Source organism: Enterocloster sp. 210928-DFI.2.20, from assembly GCF_020554465.1.
Classification (GTDB): domain Bacteria; phylum Bacillota; class Clostridia; order Lachnospirales; family Lachnospiraceae; genus Enterocloster; species Enterocloster bolteae.
In genome coordinates this window covers 77,012-96,336 of sequence record NZ_JAJCHK010000007.1, presented here as the reverse complement: position 1 = coordinate 96,336, position 19,325 = coordinate 77,012, and the positions used below count along the sequence as shown (strand labels likewise).

General features: G+C 46.5%; 13 protein-coding genes. 2 read left to right on the top strand and 11 right to left on the bottom strand.

Annotation, left to right across the window (positions count from 1 at the left end; genetic code table 11):
- Position 1: 1 nt before the first annotated feature.
- The 6 genes from LI015_RS09020 to LI015_RS08995 all read right to left on the bottom strand — a co-directional run bounded on the left by LI015_RS09020 (position 2) and on the right by LI015_RS08995 (position 6,676).
- Positions 2–712 carry an ABC transporter ATP-binding protein gene (locus LI015_RS09020; RefSeq protein WP_227124637.1) on the bottom strand — a complete coding sequence of 237 codons (711 nt, stop codon included), beginning with the start codon at positions 710–712 and terminating at the stop codon, positions 2–4.
- 71 nt (positions 713–783) lie between these two features.
- Positions 784–1,830 (bottom strand): branched-chain amino acid ABC transporter permease, encoded by a 1,047-nt coding sequence (locus tag LI015_RS09015; RefSeq protein ID WP_227124635.1) that lies wholly within the window; start codon positions 1,828–1,830, stop codon positions 784–786.
- Positions 1,831–1,835: 5 nt separating this feature from the next.
- On the bottom strand, positions 1,836–2,693 hold the full coding sequence (locus LI015_RS09010) for a branched-chain amino acid ABC transporter permease (RefSeq protein ID WP_227124633.1): 858 nt from the start codon (positions 2,691–2,693) through the stop codon (positions 1,836–1,838).
- 20 nt (positions 2,694–2,713) lie between these two features.
- On the bottom strand, positions 2,714–4,030 hold the full coding sequence (locus tag LI015_RS09005) for an ABC transporter substrate-binding protein (RefSeq protein WP_227124631.1): 1,317 nt from the start codon (positions 4,028–4,030) through the stop codon (positions 2,714–2,716).
- A 35-nt stretch (positions 4,031–4,065) separates the two neighbouring features.
- Positions 4,066–5,256: a pyridoxal phosphate-dependent aminotransferase gene (locus LI015_RS09000; RefSeq protein ID WP_227124629.1), complete on the bottom strand. Its 1,191-nt coding sequence runs from the start codon at positions 5,254–5,256 to the stop codon at positions 4,066–4,068.
- A 157-nt stretch (positions 5,257–5,413) separates the two neighbouring features.
- On the bottom strand, positions 5,414–6,676 hold the full coding sequence (locus LI015_RS08995; protein ID WP_227124626.1) for a Glu/Leu/Phe/Val family dehydrogenase: 1,263 nt from the start codon (positions 6,674–6,676) through the stop codon (positions 5,414–5,416).
- Positions 6,677–6,959: 283 nt separating this feature from the next.
- On the opposite strand from LI015_RS08995, the gene LI015_RS08990 reads away from it, so the two are divergent.
- Positions 6,960–7,862 (top strand): LysR family transcriptional regulator, encoded by a 903-nt coding sequence (locus tag LI015_RS08990; RefSeq protein WP_227124624.1) that lies wholly within the window; start codon positions 6,960–6,962, stop codon positions 7,860–7,862.
- 119 nt (positions 7,863–7,981) lie between these two features.
- Here the strand turns inward: LI015_RS08990 and LI015_RS08985 are convergent, their stop codons facing one another.
- Positions 7,982–8,596, bottom strand: a complete 615-nt coding sequence (locus tag LI015_RS08985) for a hypothetical protein (RefSeq protein ID WP_227124622.1) — start codon at positions 8,594–8,596, stop codon at positions 7,982–7,984.
- Positions 8,597–8,833: 237 nt separating this feature from the next.
- On the opposite strand from LI015_RS08985, the gene LI015_RS08980 reads away from it, so the two are divergent.
- A complete protein-coding gene (locus tag LI015_RS08980) occupies positions 8,834–9,193 on the top strand; it encodes a hypothetical protein (RefSeq protein WP_002576101.1) in 360 nt (119 codons plus the stop codon).
- A gap of 170 nt (positions 9,194–9,363) precedes the next feature.
- Here the strand turns inward: LI015_RS08980 and LI015_RS08975 are convergent, their stop codons facing one another.
- From LI015_RS08975 to LI015_RS08960, 4 genes are all read right to left on the bottom strand, one after another.
- Positions 9,364–10,794: a GntR family transcriptional regulator gene (locus tag LI015_RS08975; RefSeq protein ID WP_227124620.1), complete on the bottom strand. Its 1,431-nt coding sequence runs from the start codon at positions 10,792–10,794 to the stop codon at positions 9,364–9,366.
- A gap of 64 nt (positions 10,795–10,858) precedes the next feature.
- Positions 10,859–17,821 (bottom strand): hypothetical protein, encoded by a 6,963-nt coding sequence (locus LI015_RS08970; protein ID WP_227124613.1) that lies wholly within the window; start codon positions 17,819–17,821, stop codon positions 10,859–10,861.
- A gap of 54 nt (positions 17,822–17,875) precedes the next feature.
- Positions 17,876–18,655, bottom strand: a complete 780-nt coding sequence (locus LI015_RS08965; RefSeq protein ID WP_227124611.1) for a hypothetical protein — start codon at positions 18,653–18,655, stop codon at positions 17,876–17,878.
- 10 nt (positions 18,656–18,665) lie between these two features.
- Positions 18,666–19,229 carry a hypothetical protein gene (locus LI015_RS08960; RefSeq protein WP_002565522.1) on the bottom strand — a complete coding sequence of 188 codons (564 nt, stop codon included), beginning with the start codon at positions 19,227–19,229 and terminating at the stop codon, positions 18,666–18,668.
- Between the last annotated feature and the right edge of the window lie 96 nt (positions 19,230–19,325).

Sequence of the window (19,325 nt, the reverse complement as noted above, 5' to 3'; positions counted from 1 at the left end):
ATCATTCCCCCAGATAAGCAGCAATCACCTTTTCATCCTTTGTAATCTCCTCCGGTGTCCCTTCTGCAATCCGCTGTCCATACTGCAACACCAGGACCCGCTCACAGATTCCCATTACCACCGGCATCACATGTTCAATTGCCAGGATGGAGATGCCTCTTTTATTTATCCTTTTTACCAAATCTATGGCAGCTTCACGTTCCGCTCCATTGAGCCCTGCCATACATTCATCCAAAAGCAGGAGTTTCGGTTTTGTACTGAGTGCCCTTGCAATCTCCAGACGTTTCTTTTGGATGACGCTTAGAGAACCAGCAAGATGGTCCTTCTTACTACCCAACCCAACAAATTCAAGTATCATATCTGCATATTCCTTGGCCTCCATTGTTCCCGGAATATGAAGCATGGCGCCCACTGTAGCATTATCAAGTACCGTCATGGAATCCATAGACATGGGAATCTGAAATGTCCTGCCAATCCCCTTCTTTGCTCTTTCGTATGGCGGCAGGCACGTCACATCCTCTCCATTAAACAGTATGGTCCCAGATGTAGCCGGATGAATGCCACTGATAAGATTGAACATGGTAGTCTTTCCTGCTCCATTAGGTCCCACGACTCCATACACCTGTCCTTCTTCTATGTCAAATGTCACATCTGATACCGCCGTCAAACCTCCGAACTTTTTTGTCAGACCGGTTACCTCCAATATACTCATGTACTATCCTCCCTTTTTAATCGTTATGAGCCCTTAGTCACCATATTTTGGTTACTTACGTGCGATCCATGTCATCTCCGCTTGGTGAGGCCTTTCACGAATTCAGCGGAGCGGCCCGCCGTCATCTTTCTGACTTTGTCAATCAGATTTCCAGATAACTTCAGAACTCCTTGAGGCTGGTACAAAATTGTGAGTATGATTAAGACGCCATACAGGACCAGGTCTATTCCTGATATGGTGGCTCCGATGGTGGCCCTGGTATATTCGCCCAATGGTACAATAAGGGCAGCTCCAATTACAGGACCATAAATTGTTCCCACACCCCCAATTACCGCCATGATAATCATTTTAGTTGAAAGGGTGTTTATGAACACAGTACTTGGGTCAATATAGGTCTGGTACATGGCATAGAACGAGCCACACAGCGACGCGATACATGCGCTGATTACCAGGGCAATGGTCTTATATTTTCTGGCATTAATGCCCACACTTTCCGCCGCTGTCTGATTTGCTTTGATTGTTCTGAAGTAATATCCGATTCTTGAGCTGTTAATATATATCATGATGGATATTACTATCATCAGTATGACTCCAAAAAAGTAATAATAGTGCAGTTTTCCCCTGAATTGCAGGGAATACCAGGGGTTCATCTTCATATTGAGAAAATCAATCCCCATCATTCCTTTTGTAAAAGGAAGGTTCACTGCTATGATACGTACCGTCTCTCCCAGCGCCATGGTGGCAATCGCAAAATATTGTGCGCTTAATTTAAAAATAGGAAGAGCCACCAACAGCGCAAGAAGTGTTGCGAAAAACATTCCAATCAACATACCAATCCACGGTGTAACATTCCAATAATAGAAGGGAAGTACTGCCCCATATGCCCCCACCCCAAAGAACATGGCCTGACCAAGGGATACCTGACCTGTATATCCGCCGAATATATTCCAGGCAGAACCAAGACATGCCCACATCAGAATCAGAATTCCCAAATTCTGTTGAAAACTTTTGGTGAATACATGGGGATACGCAACTATAATCAGAACAGTGAGTATAAGATACCATGGCTTTATATGGCTGATAAGCAGGGCCTCTCTCATTCGTTTTCCAATTTTCATAAGCATCACCACCCAAACAGGCCCTTGGGCCTTTTATAAACTACAAACAGGAACAGGGCAAATACTGCCAGATATTTAAGCGCTGCATTGGTATATGTCCCCACTACCGTATCCATAATGCCCATCAGAACTCCGCCGATAACGGCTCCAGGTATACTTCCCATTCCCCCGATACAGCAAGCTACAAAACCAAAGTTGATGAATACAGAACCAACGCTTGGATACACATAAAAGTAATAGGACAGTGCCACTCCGCCAATTCCGGCAGTGGCTGTTGCAATACCCACGCAGCGCATGTATGCCTTTTCCGGATTGATTCCCACCAGTGCTGCCGCATCTTTATTCAGAGCGGTTGCTTTAATGGCTCTTCCTAACTGTGTCCTGTTCAAAATGTAATACAGAGTAACCGCAGTAGCTATACAGATAATGAAAGGAACCAGTTTTGAATAGGATATGATTAAGCCTCCTACTGAAAATGAGCCTGTAAACACCTGATTCGGTACTGTCTTAAAATCAGAACCAAAAGCTATCTGGGCAACATTAACAAGAACAATGCTGAGAGCATATGTGAGCAAAAGCTGGCTTAACATAGGTGCATTCATGACACGCTTTATAAGCACCTTATAAAAAACAATTCCAAAACAATACATTACCACCGCTGCAATGGGAAGACAGATAAGTGGGTCCAGTCCTGATTTAACGCTGAAATAATATGATATAAACATACCAAGCATCAGTATTTCCCCATGAGCAAAGTTAACGATATACATGACTCCCCAAATAAGCGAAACTCCCATTGCTATTAAGGCAATGATCATTCCTGTAAATGTCCCCTCTATTAGGACCTGCAACAGCAATGTCATAGACCGCACCTGCCTTTCCGCTAATTTCGTTCACTCCATGCCGGCACCGGGATTATAGAATCAGCACTCTTGGCAGAATCCGGATATACTGTCACATATGCCTGATTCTGAATCTGGGTGATGATACCTGTTGCCTGAGTGTTTTGATGGCTTTCATCAAAGGTTACTCCGGTCCATGGTACAATCAGATATTCCTCATTCATATCAGTATCTTCCAATGCCTTAACAATTGCATCTGCATCCGTACTTCCTGCCCGGTTGATTGCGTCCGCAAAAATAAGGAATCCCTGGGCTGCGCGGGCCGTATTTCCCGTCATATCATGATTTGAGAATTTTTTTGCCAGATTATTGATTTCTGTGAGGTATGGTTTTGTGTTAGCCAAGTCCATACTCCAGGCATTTGCCGTAAAAATGTAATCCACATCTTTGCCGCAGGTATCAAAATACTCCGTGGCTACAAAACCGCCCCTTGCTGTGAAGGTAGCTTTCGGGCTGAAATCCAAATCTTTGCATGTGTTGGTATACAGGATAGCCTCTGCGGTTAATGCATAAATCAGTACTACATCCGGTTTTGCATCCTTCAGTTTAAGAACCTCAGATGTAAGTCCTGTCGGATTGCCTGGATATGTAATGGACTGGACTATATTGTAACCATGATTCTCAGCTGCTGCTTCGCACAATTCTTTAAAATTAACACCAGCCTCAGCCTCATCCGCTATGATTGCCACATTCTCAAATCCGGCCTCTTCCCTATAGAGGTCCATATAGTTAAACGTATCTTCCACAAATGTAGCATCCGTAGGTCCTGTACGGAAAAAATATTTTAACCCGCGTTCCGTAAGAGTAGGTGACGAAGACTCTGCATTGATGAAGGGAATACCGTACTTTTCAGCCACAGCACTGGCTGTCTTAGTTACTCCGCTGGCATCACATCCAATTAATCCCGTCACATTTTCTTCTGTTATCAGGCGCTCAGCTTCTGTGGCTCCCACTTCCGGATTTCCCTGGCTGTCTGCTGCTATGATCTCTATTCTTGCATTACCCAGATTTGGAAGTCCCTGGGTTTTGGCAAAGGGATAATCAATATCATATTCATTATTGATAAGCTCTGCCATGGCTTTTAATGTATTGATTGTCTGATTTCCTGTCTCAGCGCTCGTACCCGTCAAAGGATAAACTGCTCCTATTTTTATGGTTTGTTTCTCTTCTTCCTCTGTCTGAGAATCCTGCGTTTCCTTGTTTTCGGAAGAATTTCCAGTTGTACCTTGGGGTGCACATCCGGTGAACGAAACCACAATAGCTGCCGCTGTCAGTAAGCTTAAGATTCTTTTTCTCATTCCCAGTTTCCTCCTGTTATTAGTGTGTACGTTTCCTATAGTTCCTCAATAAACTCATTTATCAGAGCCATTCCCTCCGCTAACACATCCATTCCTCTTCCGTAAGACAGCCTTACAAAATCACCATAGGTTTCGCCAAAGGCTTGTCCCGGTACCAGTGCCACCCCCTTTTTTTCCAAAAGCGTTTCTGCAAACTCATTTCCATCCATTCCTGTTTTAGATACATTGATAAAGAAATAAAATGCGCCCATGGAATCAACATAACTTAGTTTCTGTATCTTATCCAGTTCCGATGCGACGAAATCCCTCCTCTCCTCAAAACGGCCTATCATATATTCCACTGCTCCTGTACATTCCTCTGATCCCATTCCCTCAGCCAGCCCCTCCTGGATAAAGCCGGGTATACAGGTGGTTGCATACTGGTGGACCTTCAGTACAGCAGGGATGAATTTTCGGTGGCAGGCAACAAACCCGACCCTCCATCCTGTCATGGCAAATACTTTAGAAAACCCATTTACCATGATTGCCCTGTCTCTCATTCCATCCAGGGATAAAATTGAACAAAACTTTTTATTTCCATAGGACAGCCTGGAATAAATTTCATCAGCCAATACAACAAAACCATACTCTTTAGCCAAATCCGCAATGATTGTCAAGCTTTCCCTTGTAAGTACAGTCCCTGTGGGATTGTTGGGATTTGTCACCACCAGCATCCTTGTTTTCTCTGTGACAGCTGCCTCCAAACGTTCCCGGTTAATCTGAAATCCTTCTTTTTCCTCCAATGCCACCTTCACACACTTGGCGCCGGCCATATTGATACAATTCTCATAATTCATGTAAGCAGGGGTCAATATAATAACCTCATCAGAAGCATCGACTAGTGAAAAAATAACATCAAAAATAGCTTCTGCCGCCCCTACTGTTACCAGTATCTCATCCACCGGATCCACTTCTACCTGATATTCAGTCTTTAACATGGATGCAATAGATTTTCTTAGTTTTAATGTTCCTCTGTTCGGCGCATAATGGGTCATCTTCTTCCTGACCAGCGCATCCACCGCTGCGGCCACAATGGGTTGCGGCGTATCGAAATCAGGTTCTCCAACCTCCATGTGAATGATTTTCCTTCCTTCGGCTGCCATTTTGTTTGCCTTTTCTAAAACCTTTCTTACTGGCGAAAACTGTACTTTTTTTAACCGCTCTGCCGGTTCACATGCATTTGTCATTTTAGTAATCCTCCTTGGTCCATTCGTCTCATAATAAAAGGGGCGCAAAAACTCATTATCGTTTTTGCGCCTTTGCCGTCTTATCAGCCTCTTTATCGGTTTCCTTCCCACATGGCAGCTCCATGCTGCCCCAGGCGCCTCATGACGTCCACTATTACTATGGCCAGATCCCTCTGATTTTTTTTGCTTCCACAACCCGTTTTACCGCAATCAGATATGCTGCCATGCGAGGAGAAATCTTCCGTCCCGTTGCCGTATCCCAAACGCTCAAAAACGCATTACCCATTATCTCTTCCAATTTCCGATTAATCTTTTCTTCACTCCACATTACTTCCTGGATATTCTGGACCCATTCAAAATAAGACACGATAACTCCCCCTGCATTGGCCAATATATCCGGAATTACCACGATATTTTTCTTAAATAATATCTTATCGGCCTCATTGGTCGTGGGGCCATTGGCGGCCTCCAATACAATCCTGGCCTTTACTTCATCCGCATTGTCCTTGTTAATCTGATTCTCCAAAGCTGCGGGAATCAAAATGGTCACATCCAGCCCCAAAAGCTCCCTGTTTGATATGTGTACCACTCCATCTGCCCTGTAATCCTTTAATAGACGGTTTTCTCCTGTTGTGATGTATCTGCAGATATCTGGAATATCCAATCCTTCCTGTTTATACAGACCACCGCTAACATCGCTGACTGCAATCACTTTTATTCCAGCCTGGTGTAAAAGCCTAGCCGTGGTTTCCCCCACATTTCCAAAACCCTGGACCGCAACCGTGGCTTCCCCCCTGCCCATTCTCAGAACCTCCAGAACATTGAGGGCAGTAAACATAACGCCTCTTCCCGTGGCATCCTTACGGCCTAATGCGCCTCCTATCTCCAAAGGCTTACCTGTTACCACCCCCGGTACACAATGGCCCTTCAGCATACTGTAAGTATCCATCATCCATCCCATTACCTTTGCATTGGTTCCCACATCCGGCGCTGGAATGTCCTGGTCCGGTCCTATAATGGGTGAAATCATGGCAGTGAACCGTCTTGTAAGACATCTCAGTTCCCTCTCTGAAAGTTTGGCCGGGTCAACCACTACACCGCCTTTTCCACCCCCGTAGGGAATACCTACAACAGCTGCCTTAAAAGTCATCCAGGCTGCCAGGGCTTTAACCTCATTTTGGTTCACACCCTCATGATAACGTATACCTCCCTTTGCAGGCCCTCTGGAAGTTGAATGCTGTATCCGAAAGCCCTCAAATACACGCACAGAACCATCATCCATCTCCACAGGGACAGAAACTTTGAGCTCCCTTTCCGGATATTTGATTGCCTCGTATTCCTTTGGCGCATATCCCAACAAATCTGCGGCTTGACGCACAATTTCCAATACCTCATTATAAGGATTATAATTGTCTCCCATTTGCATATACCCCTTTTTATTTATTATGCATAAACCGGTTCATTGCTTCTGTTTCCAGATATTCCCATTGATAAATTGATTTATTTTCTTGTAAATTTCAGCAAAATAATCTATAATCTTTGGATGTAATATAGTTTTTTCATGACTTAATTATATCTTTCTTTATTTATTCGCACAAATGCATATTTATCTCGCAATCTATAGATACAAACTATGGATTTTTCTGAGATATGAAGAAGTTGTTTCTATACAATTTCTAAAAAGATAAATCAGGAGGTTAGTCATGAATCTGAACACACTGTATTACTTTAAAGTATTAGCCCAGTTGCAGCACTACTCCCAGGCTGCAGAACTATTATACATATCCCAACCCAGCTTAAGTCATGCCATATCAGCCCTTGAGAAAGATTTAGGGGTACCCCTGTTTCAAAAAAAAGGACGCAATGTGGAACTGACTAAATACGGAAAAATATTTAGTTCCTATATTACAAGGGGATTTGATGAAATTGAAAACGGTGAAAAAACTATAAGAAAGTTATCCAGAAATGATTCCGGGATGATTGATTTTGCTTTTCTCTATATCCTGGGAGCTAACTTTGTTCCCAGATTGCTTTCAAATTTTTTAAAACTGGAAACCTCTAAAAATATCAGCTTTTCTCTGAAACAGAATAATTCCAGGGTCATTGTCGAAAATTTGAAAAAGGGGAATTATGACCTTGCCCTGTGCACCTTTGTTCCTAACGAGGAAGAAATATTGTTTACCCCCGTACTTCATCAAGATTTAATCCTGATTACAGCGCCCGAGCACCCCTTATCTGTAAAAGAAGAAGTCTGTATTGAAGAATTAATCTCATATCCCATTATTGGATATAACTCGAAAGCGAGCGAAACGCAGAATGTAATTTCCAACTTATTCAGCACCAGCATCATTAAACCCAATATTATATGTGAGGTGGAGGAAGAGATGTCCATTGCCGGTCTTGTATCCATAAATTACGGGATTGCAATTGTACCAGACCTGGAATTTTTCACCAACTTCCCCATCAAACGAATCCCTATTAAACATGATCGGGCTCATAGAGAAATATATTTGGCAGTCAGGAAGAACCGGATATCTGTACCTTGTATTGATACCTTTTATCAGTTCATTTTACACTATACCCACAACGCAGATGCAATTGTTTAATTATTGATTTCATCACAAAATAAATGACGGTTTACAGGATCTTTTACTCAGTCCTATTAACCGTCATTATTTCGACTAGATGTACTTTGTTTTTCTCCCTGTATTCCTCAACCACTTTCTCAAAGCATTCTGCTGCCTGCCCTCTCAATCAGCCTCTCTATCCCATCCTCAGGGTAGGACAGAAGCTTCCCGAACTCCACGGCAATCCTGTATCTCTCCTGTCCTGTATAGGAGTGGTCTGCAATCAATCGTTTCTGTTGTTCCTTCAGTCCCATATAGCGCTCCAGCACATCGCCGGTCCGGTAAAAGAGGTAATTATACTTACCCTTATTCAACTCCTCGGGGAATAAATCCGTAATAAAAGCCTCGTCCTCCGGATAAAGCTTCACCCCGTACTTCCTGCACAGCTTTTCTGCATCCTGCAGGTAGGAATCCCGTTCCTCCCTGGTATCGCAGGGGTGGCTCATGGCCAGTGTCTTAAGGCCGGCTGACACCATCTCGCAGAAGCAGTCCATGGCTCCCAGCCCGTAGGAATAGGTGTCAATTACATGTACAGCCTCGTCCCTGTTCACAAACTCATACTCCTCCTTGTCCAGAGACAGGGGTATACCCGACTTACTGGTCACATTCACGCCGCCATACCAGGTGCTGTCCACCAAAAAGACATCTCCAGCCTGGTATTCCATGGAATATTCATCATTCTTTTTAATAATCCGTATCCTCTGTCCGTCCATAGCTATTTTCCCCCAGCCACACATTATAATAAAATATCGGTATTCCTCTATTTTATAGCCACCCCCAGTTCCTGTCAATCCAACTTACAAACTGCTCCAAATTTAACAGCGGCTTATTTTTTCACACTATCAAATCTCCCCCCGGCGTGATATAATTTAATTATCACGTTCAGACTGCGGTCTTAGCCTTAGAAAGACCCGGTACACGGCAATGGAATGATATACGGGGGGATGATTATGGTATTAAGATGTTTTTCGGCTCCGGATGAAAAGGTAAATCTCTGCTTTTATCCCTGCAGCTGCGGCACCGGACCGGGAGACCACGATACATACTGCCAGGAATCACTGTGCATTTATGATACAGACTATACAAAGCTCCTGCTGTCCTATCTGGAATCCGAATTCCCGGAATTTGATGTCTGTTGGGATAACCGCATACCTGCCGGGACCTGGAATATCATAATACAGAAAATCGAAAATGACATGAGCCATATTCATTTCGATGATACTGTCTTTGACTTTTACAGCCGGTTCATCAGCTGGATTGCAGACGCACTGGAGCAGGAGGACATGATTATAGTGAAGGGGAACCAGTAAGTCCCCCACCTCCCAATAGAAAGCAATGTTTTCTGTCAGGCCATCTGCTCTGTCTGCAGCGTACTTCTGCATGACACACTGCGCTGATAATGCATATTTTATGCTTCCCAGCCATAATTGCTGATAAAACAGCTGACAGGAGCTGGTATCACCAGCTCCTGTCAGCTTGCTTAGCGCAATAATGGCCTCAAATTCACATCTATCATGAATTTACGGGCCTCCCGCTCTTCCTGTTCCATAAGCCCCTTCCATGCCTCTGAAAAATCCTCCCATCTTTTTTCACGCAGCAATTTAATTATCTCCTCTGTAAATCCCATGTACCGTAACTGGAGTTTCTGGTTTCTAATCCGGTATAACATAATGGGATATCCCCAGGTCAGTAAACCATACTGTTTTCGATAACATTCACGTATCATTACCATAGGGCACTGGTGCTCAATCCATTTAAAGTACAGTTCAAAACAAAGATGCACCTTGTTTTCCTGCCTTAACAAATCAAACTTTCCGGTCAAACGCTCCTGTGCCTCCCCGCTGCAGGATTTTATTGTATACAATGTTATATCCCTGATTGTCAAAGCAAGCAGCTGGAGGCTTTCCAGGTACAGGCTCATTCCCTCCAGAATCTCCGGCATCCTGAAATTCATTTTGGCCGTCCTCATTACCACCAAAGTACCCTTTCCATGGAATGACTGGGTGACTCCCAGCTGGGCTAAAAGCATCAGGGTACGCCTTACGGTGGCTACGGATACATCATACCGCTGTGCAATCTGGGGTAACGAGGGCAGATAGCTGCCTATGGGATACGCCCCCTTCACCACCTCCCATATGATGCGCCCGGCCAGGGAATATTTAAGCTGGGGCCTCCTGCGGTAAATATTCCATTGGAACGGAATCCTGCTGTTGTCAATTAAATACATTCCGCCCTCTTTCCTGATAAAAAGGGACATATCTTCCACCATTTTTTTATAAGAACCAAAAAAAATCCGTCTCAACCGGGCAACTATCTCTTCTTTGGACGCTTCCGGTTTCAGTGTTTCCTGAATCTCCAGCAATTTATCTGTCAGATACGGGAAACGTAAATATCGGATTTCTTCCCAGAACAGATTCAGAATCAGCTTGTTTTTCAGTGTGCCCAGTGTCAGGCTGTAAAGCTCCACCAGTATGGATATGACCCCCAGCGAAGGGCAGGCAAGCGCATTTCTGATTTTATCCCAGTCCTGATTCGTCCCTCTTCTCAATCCCTCCAGCCACAACGGCCCCATAAGCAGCGGAACCGAATGAATCATATCTTTTATTCCTTCTTCCCTGAGGGCAAAATATTTTGCGGCATGTTCTCTTATCTTATCCGGTTCAGCTTCATAGACAACAATTGCCGTCCGTTTTCCGTCCATCCTTATATACCCTTTTCGCCCAAGCAGTTCCAAAGCGGATTGAACCGCTGTAGGACCCATATGGAAAAACCGCTCTGTCTCCGAAATAGCCGGAAGGTGTTCACCAGTTCTGTACATCCCGAACAGGATTCTGGTCTCAAAATATTCATAAATCACACGGTAGAGTCCGTCATCTGTATACATATATTCACAAAAGGCCAACATTTTCATGGCTGGTCCAATCCTATGCGGCTCACTTCCTCCATCTGTAGTTGTTCCACGATATCGTAATATCTCAGTCGCAGCTCCGAATGATTATATTGTACAACGCCTTCTTATCTCCCAGTTTGAAGATTAGACGATAAGTACCTTCCCCGGTGTTCTCAGGAACTGTAATGGTTACAGCAGCATTTCCCTCCCTCTTTGCGCCGTCTCCCTGTCCCAGCTCCAAATCGCCGCTTACTTCCCAGCCGTCTGCTTCAATATACGCACCGTCCTCCTTCCTTCTGACTTCAACCTGAATTATTTCCGCCTGCGTAATGTGTTCCATGGAGTATGATACCGTAAATCCAATGGCTGCTCCGGGCGTGGCCACGCGTTCTTCCCCTTGATCAGCTTTCACACTGAGGCCATATACAGGATTCGCTTTTATATTGTAAGTTAATTCTGTACCGGTAATCCTACCTTTACCTGCGTTCACACCTGCTGCAAACAACTGTGCGCTGATGCGGTTATTTTCCAGTGTCAGACCGGCCGTATCGGTTGTATCCATGATAACTGTATGAGCCTGCCCCCGGTCCAGAATCAAATATACCCTGCCGTTAACAGGGTAGCAGCGTTTTTCTCCGTAGATAAACGCAGTCCCCTTGGGAAACGCCTCACCCTCCGGCGTTGTGAGCACCACTGCCGCTTTGTCTGATAAACGTGTATCCTGCTGGGGAGATACAAAAATGCTGATACGGTGCTCCCCTCTGGCCAGTCCCTCCTGGCTGTCCAGTGTTATTGCAGCCGTTGAATTATTGACTGTAAAATACCCGCCTACGGAGTCAGCTCCCGTGTCATTGCGCAATCTCAAACTGTATTCCCCCGGCATAAGACTGGCTGTTTTGTCAAATGCCGCTATGACTGTAATTGTTTTGGCGGCAATATTTTCATTAAATCGACTACTCCCCCACATCTCTGCAAAATTGTCCAGAGGAATTTTTCCGTCCTTCTCTCCCCCTGTCAGGGTATAGAGGTAGTATCGGTTTCCGCTCAGCAGTGTGAGCTTAGCACCGTCCGGCAGCGCGTGTCTGATTCCACTGCTGTCCCGCAGCTCCAGCCACACACTTGAAGCGGCGAGGGTTCCATTCTGACTTCCAAGGGTGAACATCGCAGTAACAGCACTCTCTTGAGATATTACCACCGGAGCTGTATCATTCATACCCTCATATTGTTTTCCGGATGCCATCTGAACAGCCGAAACAATAGATTCTTTCCAGTGAATATTCAGTGTGACGGGAACCTTATTCCCATCTGCGTCAGACAGTGTCAAAATAATTTCGTCTGTGTCCTTAGGCGCAAAAGCACCATGATTGTACAGTACAAAATCTATAGGGGCCTCATACCGGCTGTCCGTTGTTCCGAGTAAAACCGTACCGGCAGATTCTTTATACGTGCTTATATCATATGGTTCGCTCATAAGATTCGCGGTATTCCACCCCTGGCTCTGGACAGGCTGCAGAGTGACCGCCACATCATAATGTTCCAATTCACTGTTTACAGCTTTCAGTGTGATTCCATTTTCAGGTACCTTAACCCCTGCCAGACTCAGGTTTCTGCTGGAATCTGCCGGGATCACCATCCTGCCCGTATAGCTTCCGCTCTCCGACGCATAAAGGTCAATCGTCTGCTCCGACAGCGCACTGGCCCTGGTGACAACCTCCACATTCATGGTTATCTCCTCCGCCAGGATATCGCCCGCGTACCGTTCCACCACCACGCTCACCGTTCCCAGGTTCTGACTTATACGAATTCCATCATTATAATAGGTCAGTTTAAATTCAATGTTCGGAATGCCTGACGTTTCCTGGTCCAGGACATGATATTCCCAATCCTTTCCGATGATTGAATTACTGTTATCTGTTCCGGCCGTCTGGTCTGAGATAACATTTGAAACCACTTCTGTTTTACCGGTATTCTGCCACATCACTAAACCAAAAGTGGAAGCCGGTGTGTTCCGTATCCTCGCTTTTTCCTGCTCCGCGCTCACATCCGGACCTGATGTGATCCACGTTCCTGTTTCCAGGTTCATTGCCGCGTCCACCAGTGTCATTTTGTCTGACAGCGTAATTGATTTGATTGCATATCTGATATTCTCTGTATCACCAACAGGCGGAAGCTCGATGGTTCCCTCTGCCGCGGCAAAGCCATCCTCTCCAATCCCCAGGCTGTCTGAATTGCGGGCTGTCAGCACAACGTGGCGTGTAGCACCGGCATTATCTCCTGCCACCTTCCAGTAGCGGTACGACGTGCCTATATTTGTGTATCCCAGCTCCGTCTTTTCTCCGGGAACCACAAAACCTCCGTCTGATGGATTAAGAGTCTCTGTCTTCGCCCTGGCAAACGCATATGCATCCGCCGTATCACCTGCAATCATATAAAAATATCCTGTAACGGCTCCATACTCTTCCGAGTCCCCCTGTGATGTGTTGGAAATACGGAATACAGTACCGGTGGAAAGTACCACTGTATTTGGGCAATGCGCAAGATCTGCCTGGGTTACCACCTTGCTTTCCGTGTCATCCACGCTTTTCAGATTTGCCACACTGTTGGACGCCGAATCCAATACCAGGGTACTTCCGCCTTCTAAAACAAGACTGTTTCCCAGTTCTCCCAATTTATCAAAATTCCCTTTATCCCCAATCCGATTCAGGGAATAGGGAGTCGTCTGATTCGAGTTTGCAACATCAGACTGGCCGGCCAGCCGGACATGAGTCTGAATCAGGCGTACCTGATCTGCTCTTTGTATGGATGTAACTGTACCTGTAACCTGTTCCGGCTGTCCGCCGCCAGAGGCAGCCGCGCCAAAATGATCCAGCGTTACCAGACGCACATCACCAGCGTCGCAGGATGCACCGCTTCCAAACACACCGCCCGCAATCTCCATCTTTTTGCCGCCAGTATCCCCCGCGCCAAAACTGTAATCTGTTCCGTCAATATAAACATGAGAAAAACCGTTTACTGTTATGGTATCATAATTCAGGTCAGCGCTGTCACCGCCGTAATCACCGCCCGCATAAACGGAACCGCCCACAGACAGGCCGGAGGCGTCTAAAACTGGTTTTTCCTCTGCATGGGATTTATAATAGTTGCATTTATCAATGGCTCCCAGTCCAATATGGACATGGGTGGAACCATTAACAATTCCCTGGAAACCTCCACCAAAAACCTTACCGCTGACAGTACCGCCTGTCAGATTTACAAATACAAGGCCGGACGCGGATTTCTCATCCTGTTCTCCGCTTTTACCGTCATTACTCAGCTCGCTTCCTCCATAGACATTCCCGCGAACCCAGCCGCCCGTCATATTGACCGTAGAACCCCCGTAAACAAACCGGTCGCCTACTTTTCCCAGCGCACCACCATATATGGAGCCGTTTACGGTTCCGTTGGCCATATGTACAGCCGCCCTCCCATGGGTCAGCCCCGCTTCTCCGCCGCCATAGACGTTTCCTTTGATGGTTCCTCCGCTGATGATTACATTTGTTGAGCCCTCTACCTCAGCTACCTTCCCCCCTCCATAGACATAACCTTCTATTAGTCCGCCTCTTATTTCAACCGTAACCTTTGAGTTCTTACATACCCTGGCAGATTTTTCAAACCCGGCCTTATTGACTCCCTCGCCTCCGCCGTAGATATTACCTTTGATTGTACCTCCATTTACCGTAATATTGGCCTCTCCATCCAGGTATGCATTTCCCTTGCCATAATCCTTTTGCGTGTACCCTTGGCCGCTTGCATATATGTTACCTGTTATAACAGCGTCATTGTCTATTGTGATGTCTGCCTTTCCGGTTAAACTGCCGAAATCAGCTGCCGGGGTTCCATTTACATCGTTGCCGCCATCAACTCCCGCCTCCCCGCCTACGCCCGCGGCGTATATATTGCCTACGGTTCCCGCTGACACGGATATATTTACCTTTGTTGCATCTTCGCCGCTTACTACGTATGCAGCAGAGCCGGAGCCATAGATGCTTGAAATACTTCCTCCCGTCACAATGATGTCCAGAATTCCCTGATACGTCGGGATGCCTGTTGCCCTTCCTGAGCCTGCCCCGTAGACCATATTAACAGTCCCGCCGGAAATATTAATTGAAGTTTTCCCCGTGTACGGCGCCTTCACATTACTGAATCCCTGGCATCCGCCGATTATTTTGTTTACTGTTCCTCCTCGGATATAGATGCCTACATTCCCGTTCTTAATCTCCCCGCTGGCGCTTCCGGCTACAATGGTGTCAACTTTTGCAGTTCCGTCCACAATGATAACTGCCTCGTTGTTATTTGCGTCAACAGATCCATTGCTCCGTATATATCCTATAATCCTGGCAATACTGCCGCTGCGGACCTGAATGATACCCGGCTTTACTGTCAGAGTACCATCTTTTGATGCTCCGTACAAATACAATCCACTGCATGAAACATTATCCCCTATGGTTATATTGTGGCCATTCCCATATAGATGGTTCATCTTTTCAATGGTCAGTGAATCAAACGTGATATCCTCATACAAATGAAAATCACTTTCTGTTCCCGCTGCAGTACTGAAAAATTCTATGTCTGCCGTAATTCCTTTGATTGTCACCGGAACCGCATGTTCTTTCAGAAAATCAGTTGTATTGCCATAGTCATAATCTTGCATTAAGATAATCTGATTACCGTCTGACGTTCCGCCATCCTCCCTGGTTTTTAATTTTTTCACAGCAGCTTCCACGGTTTTAACCGGGGCATTTTCCAAACCAGAATTGCCGTCATCCCCGCTGGTCTGATTCACATAAACCGTTTCAAGCACAGCCACCCCGTTTGCAGGCTCCGAGTACAATGTAACAGAGCTGGCCGCTGTCATGCTTCTGGTCATCTTCACAGGAGTCACCGCGCAGCGGAACCGCATTCCCATATCCCCTGCTTTCACGGAACGTTTATATACAGGTGAGTCCTCACCTGCAATATCTTCCCATAGACCATCGTCTCCATTTCCATGATTATCAGTCCGGTTTACATCTTCGCCGTATGCGTTCTTATCATCCGGGATATCCGCACCCTGTGCTGAATACTGCCATTGATACAAAAAGGCATAGCCGTCCATGCTGTTTACCGTTTCCCCGGTTTTCTTATCAAACAGGGTGTAGATCGCTGTCCCGCCCTGCCGTTCTGCCCTGACGCCCATCTGATATGTTCCAACGGGCTTCCAGACAGAATACAGGTTGAGATGCTCCTCCCCAGTATCCGTATATGTTCCCGGAACCAGTGCTTTAGCCGGTTCTGTCCCTGGTTCTAATGTCCATCCTGCAAATTTAGCAGTAAAAATGGCATTGTCATCCCATGGGCATTTTATTTCTTCAGGACATTCCGGCAGACACACCTGCCCTTCACAGGCCGGAAGTTCCATCTCCATCATATCATCCAGAATTACCGTAATACAACTGTCCGCCATCACATAACCTGCATATTCCGCCGCCTCAATAAACGTACCATTCTCAGGAGAACATATGACCATACCGGTCTGCCCTTCATAGAAAACAGTTTCCGGATTCTCTATCTTCTGCTGTGAAATATATTCAATATCATAGTCCGGATTTTCAGCTTCAAGGTTTTCCGTTACCTTTTGAGGTCTGCTGTCCTTACCGCCCGTTCCGTTTTCACTTTCAGACGGCAGCTCCTGGTTATGGCTGCCCTGTCCGGCTGCATCACCCGGCTTATCTCCAGATGTTCCAGATGTATCCCCGGCCTCAGTATTGTCCCCACTGTCCATACTGTCATCCTTGGATAATCCGCCTTCCTGTCCGCTGCCCGTGTCAGGGCTGCCCCCGCCATCAGCGTCCGCATTATCACCGCCGGTATCCGTACTACCGCTGTCTACATCTGTATTGCCGCTTCCGGTATCTGTACTACCGCTATTGGCATCCCCACTGCCGGTATCCCCGCTTCCGTTGTTAGTGTCCCCACCGCCGCCGGTATCCCCGCTTCCGCTGTCGGCGTCCCCACCGCCGCCGGTATCCCCGCTTCCGCTGTCGGCGTCCCCACTGTCACCGGAATCCGCGCCTCCGCTGCCGGCATCTCCACTATCGTCACCGGAGTCTGCGCTTCCGGCATCCATGCCGGACTCACTGCCAGAGGAATCCGAATCCCCTTCCGGCATTCCTTCTCCCACGAAAGGGACCTGATGATTTTCAATTCTTGCTATCAGGGAAAGTGTATCCCCATGTGCCGTCTCCTCCTGTTCTGTCCGCTCCGTCTCCTCCTGCTCCGTCTCTTCCGGTTCTGTCCGCTCCGCTTCCTCCTGCTCCGTCTCCCCCTGTTCTATTCTATCCGGTTTCCCCGGTTCTGTCTCCCCCTGTTCTGTCTGTTCCGCAGTTTCCTGCTTGGTTTCTTCTCTATTTCCTTCATTAACAGCGTTCTCATCTCCGGTTTTATCCGCTTCTCCGTTTTGCTCCCCTTCTTCTATCCGTTCCTCAGAGGTTACTTTCTCAGCTTGAGACGGGGTCGCCAAAGTGATTGTCTCACTTTCTTCGGGCTCTGCTTTTTTCCATTCTGTGATTTCTCCTCCTTCAAATTCGTTTCGAATCACAGTGAACCGTGCGGCCTGAGCCGGACTTTCTCCAGAAAACGCATAATCCCCGATTCCCACAATACTTTCAGGCAGTATAAGCTCCCCCTGTAATCCGCCCAGCCCATAAAAGAGACAGCTCCCAATATAGGTAATCCCATCCTCAATGACCAATGTCCGGATTTCATCTGCATATTCTGCAAATGGAGCCGTATCGCAACTGAAATCTCTTGTATCGCCATATCCTTTAACCGTCAGTACGCCGTCTTTCAGAACGGCTTTCACATCACTGCCAATTTCAAAGGTTCTCCGGTTTCCTTCTGTTGCATATGTAAGCATGGACCCAAAGTTCAGATTGCTCAATACAAGAGAAAAAATAAGGCAAAACACCAGTATGCGCTGCCGGTTGTGTCTCTGCCTCCTCAATTGAAATTTCTGGCGTTTTCCATCCATTGCATTCCCTCCACTACATAAAAAATTGACTGTTATTCTGGTTGAGCCGCAGTATTATCCGCCGGATTGGCTTAAATCAATTGCATCGGCAAATGAGTCCTTACCCGATAATCCTATATCAGCCTCTGATTTCAGCAGTACCAATGAATAAATCCCGTATCCGGGCGAATGAAATGTGCATTTATTGTCTTTATAACCAGTGACCCGGATATCCGCTTCATCCGGTATCACACCTGAAGGCAATGTGACGGTTATATCCTTTTCCCCGTCCGCACATACCATGGTCAGCACAGCCGCGTTGCGGCCGCTCTCATCCTCCACTACATACTGATTACCCAGCTGCCTTTTAAATACACCCGTAAGGGTTTTCTTATAAGGAAACACAGATTCCGCCACCACCCTTATTTCCTCTAATTCCACTGTTCCTCCGCCGCCTTCAGGTTTGTCCGCGGGAATCACTGAAATCGGCACAGTGCTTTTTTCACCGGCTTTTATTGTTCCCTGAATCCCGGTATCGCCCCCCTCAACCGTGCCTCCCGTCACACTCACCCTGTATATTATATCCGCAGAGGTTACCCGCTCTGAATCCGCAAAGTTATAGAGTTCAATTGTGAAGGACTGCGCCATTGGATCAATAAAATACGCCGCAGTTCCCCCATCCTCTTTCAGCAAATCACTGGTAAAGTAAAATGTCTGTGCTTCCACAACTCCGCTCTGGCTTTCCTGTTTCATATAACGCGCAGCCGCTATGCCTGCCAGAGACAGCATAATCCCCGCAGCAGTAATCAGCATAAGAGCCGCCCTCTGCTGTTTCCTGCGGATTTTGTTCATCATTAGACGCCTCCTATTCTTGTATAGCCGGCACAGTCTGTTCCGAGCTGACCGTCAGTGTCACCAAATCAATCTCATCCGTATATTCAGTCCCCGCCTTGTCCTCCGGCCATGAAACAGCCAGAGTATATGTATGAATGGCGGAAACTGAATGGGGCAGACGGCCGCCCCGGACAGCCGCCATCCCGCCATTGAAGGTCAATGTTCCATTCTCTCCCGTATTCACGAATAATCCCTGATGATCAGGATTACTGTTGTCATAGGTAAGAGCAAAGTCCAATGGCAGATTCCCCGTTGTCTCAACTATTATGGAATAATCCTGTCCCACTTCACTTGTGACTCCATTTTCCGTATTGGTAACCTCAAAAATATAGGTTTTTTTATCCCCAGGCCGCAGTCCGCTTACATTGATATCAATGGTACTGCTGCCGCTGCCCCAGGCCGCCACCGTGGCAGCCGCCATGCCATTCTCCTGAGCCGTAAACCGTGCATAGGAGAACGACCATACAGATATGCTTGCAGCCGCAAGCAGCAGGCCGTATCCTGCAATTCCGGTTTTCGTCAAATGCTTTCCCATTCTTATATGTTCCCTCCAGATTGTTTGACCATCCCAATCATATCCGCCCCCAGAAAAACTGTATTTTCCCGCGCGCCTTATAAAACCGTCCTTTTC

Bases quoted from the DNA above. Each gene is read 5' to 3' on its own strand.
- LI015_RS08995 (WP_227124626.1), bottom strand. From the start codon at position 6,676: ATGGGAGACAATTATAATCCTTATAATGAGGTATTGGAAATTGTGCGT.
- LI015_RS08970 (WP_227124613.1), bottom strand. From the start codon at position 17,821: ATGGATGGAAAACGCCAGAAATTTCAATTGAGGAGGCAGAGACACAAC.
- LI015_RS08985 (WP_227124622.1), bottom strand. From the start codon at position 8,596: ATGGACGGACAGAGGATACGGATTATTAAAAAGAATGATGAATATTCC.
- LI015_RS08975 (WP_227124620.1), bottom strand. From the start codon at position 10,794: ATGAAAATGTTGGCCTTTTGTGAATATATGTATACAGATGACGGACTC.
- LI015_RS09005 (WP_227124631.1), bottom strand. From the start codon at position 4,030: ATGAGAAAAAGAATCTTAAGCTTACTGACAGCGGCAGCTATTGTGGTT.
- LI015_RS09000 (WP_227124629.1), bottom strand. From the start codon at position 5,256: ATGACAAATGCATGTGAACCGGCAGAGCGGTTAAAAAAAGTACAGTTT.
- LI015_RS09015 (WP_227124635.1), bottom strand. From the start codon at position 1,830: ATGAAAATTGGAAAACGAATGAGAGAGGCCCTGCTTATCAGCCATATA.
- LI015_RS08980 (WP_002576101.1), top strand. From the start codon at position 8,834: ATGGTATTAAGATGTTTTTCGGCTCCGGATGAAAAGGTAAATCTCTGC.
- LI015_RS09010 (WP_227124633.1), bottom strand. From the start codon at position 2,693: ATGACATTGCTGTTGCAGGTCCTAATAGAGGGGACATTTACAGGAATG.
- LI015_RS08990 (WP_227124624.1), top strand. From the start codon at position 6,960: ATGAATCTGAACACACTGTATTACTTTAAAGTATTAGCCCAGTTGCAG.
- LI015_RS09020 (WP_227124637.1), bottom strand. From the start codon at position 712: ATGAGTATATTGGAGGTAACCGGTCTGACAAAAAAGTTCGGAGGTTTG.
- LI015_RS08960 (WP_002565522.1), bottom strand. From the start codon at position 19,229: ATGGGAAAGCATTTGACGAAAACCGGAATTGCAGGATACGGCCTGCTG.
- LI015_RS08965 (WP_227124611.1), bottom strand. From the start codon at position 18,655: ATGATGAACAAAATCCGCAGGAAACAGCAGAGGGCGGCTCTTATGCTG.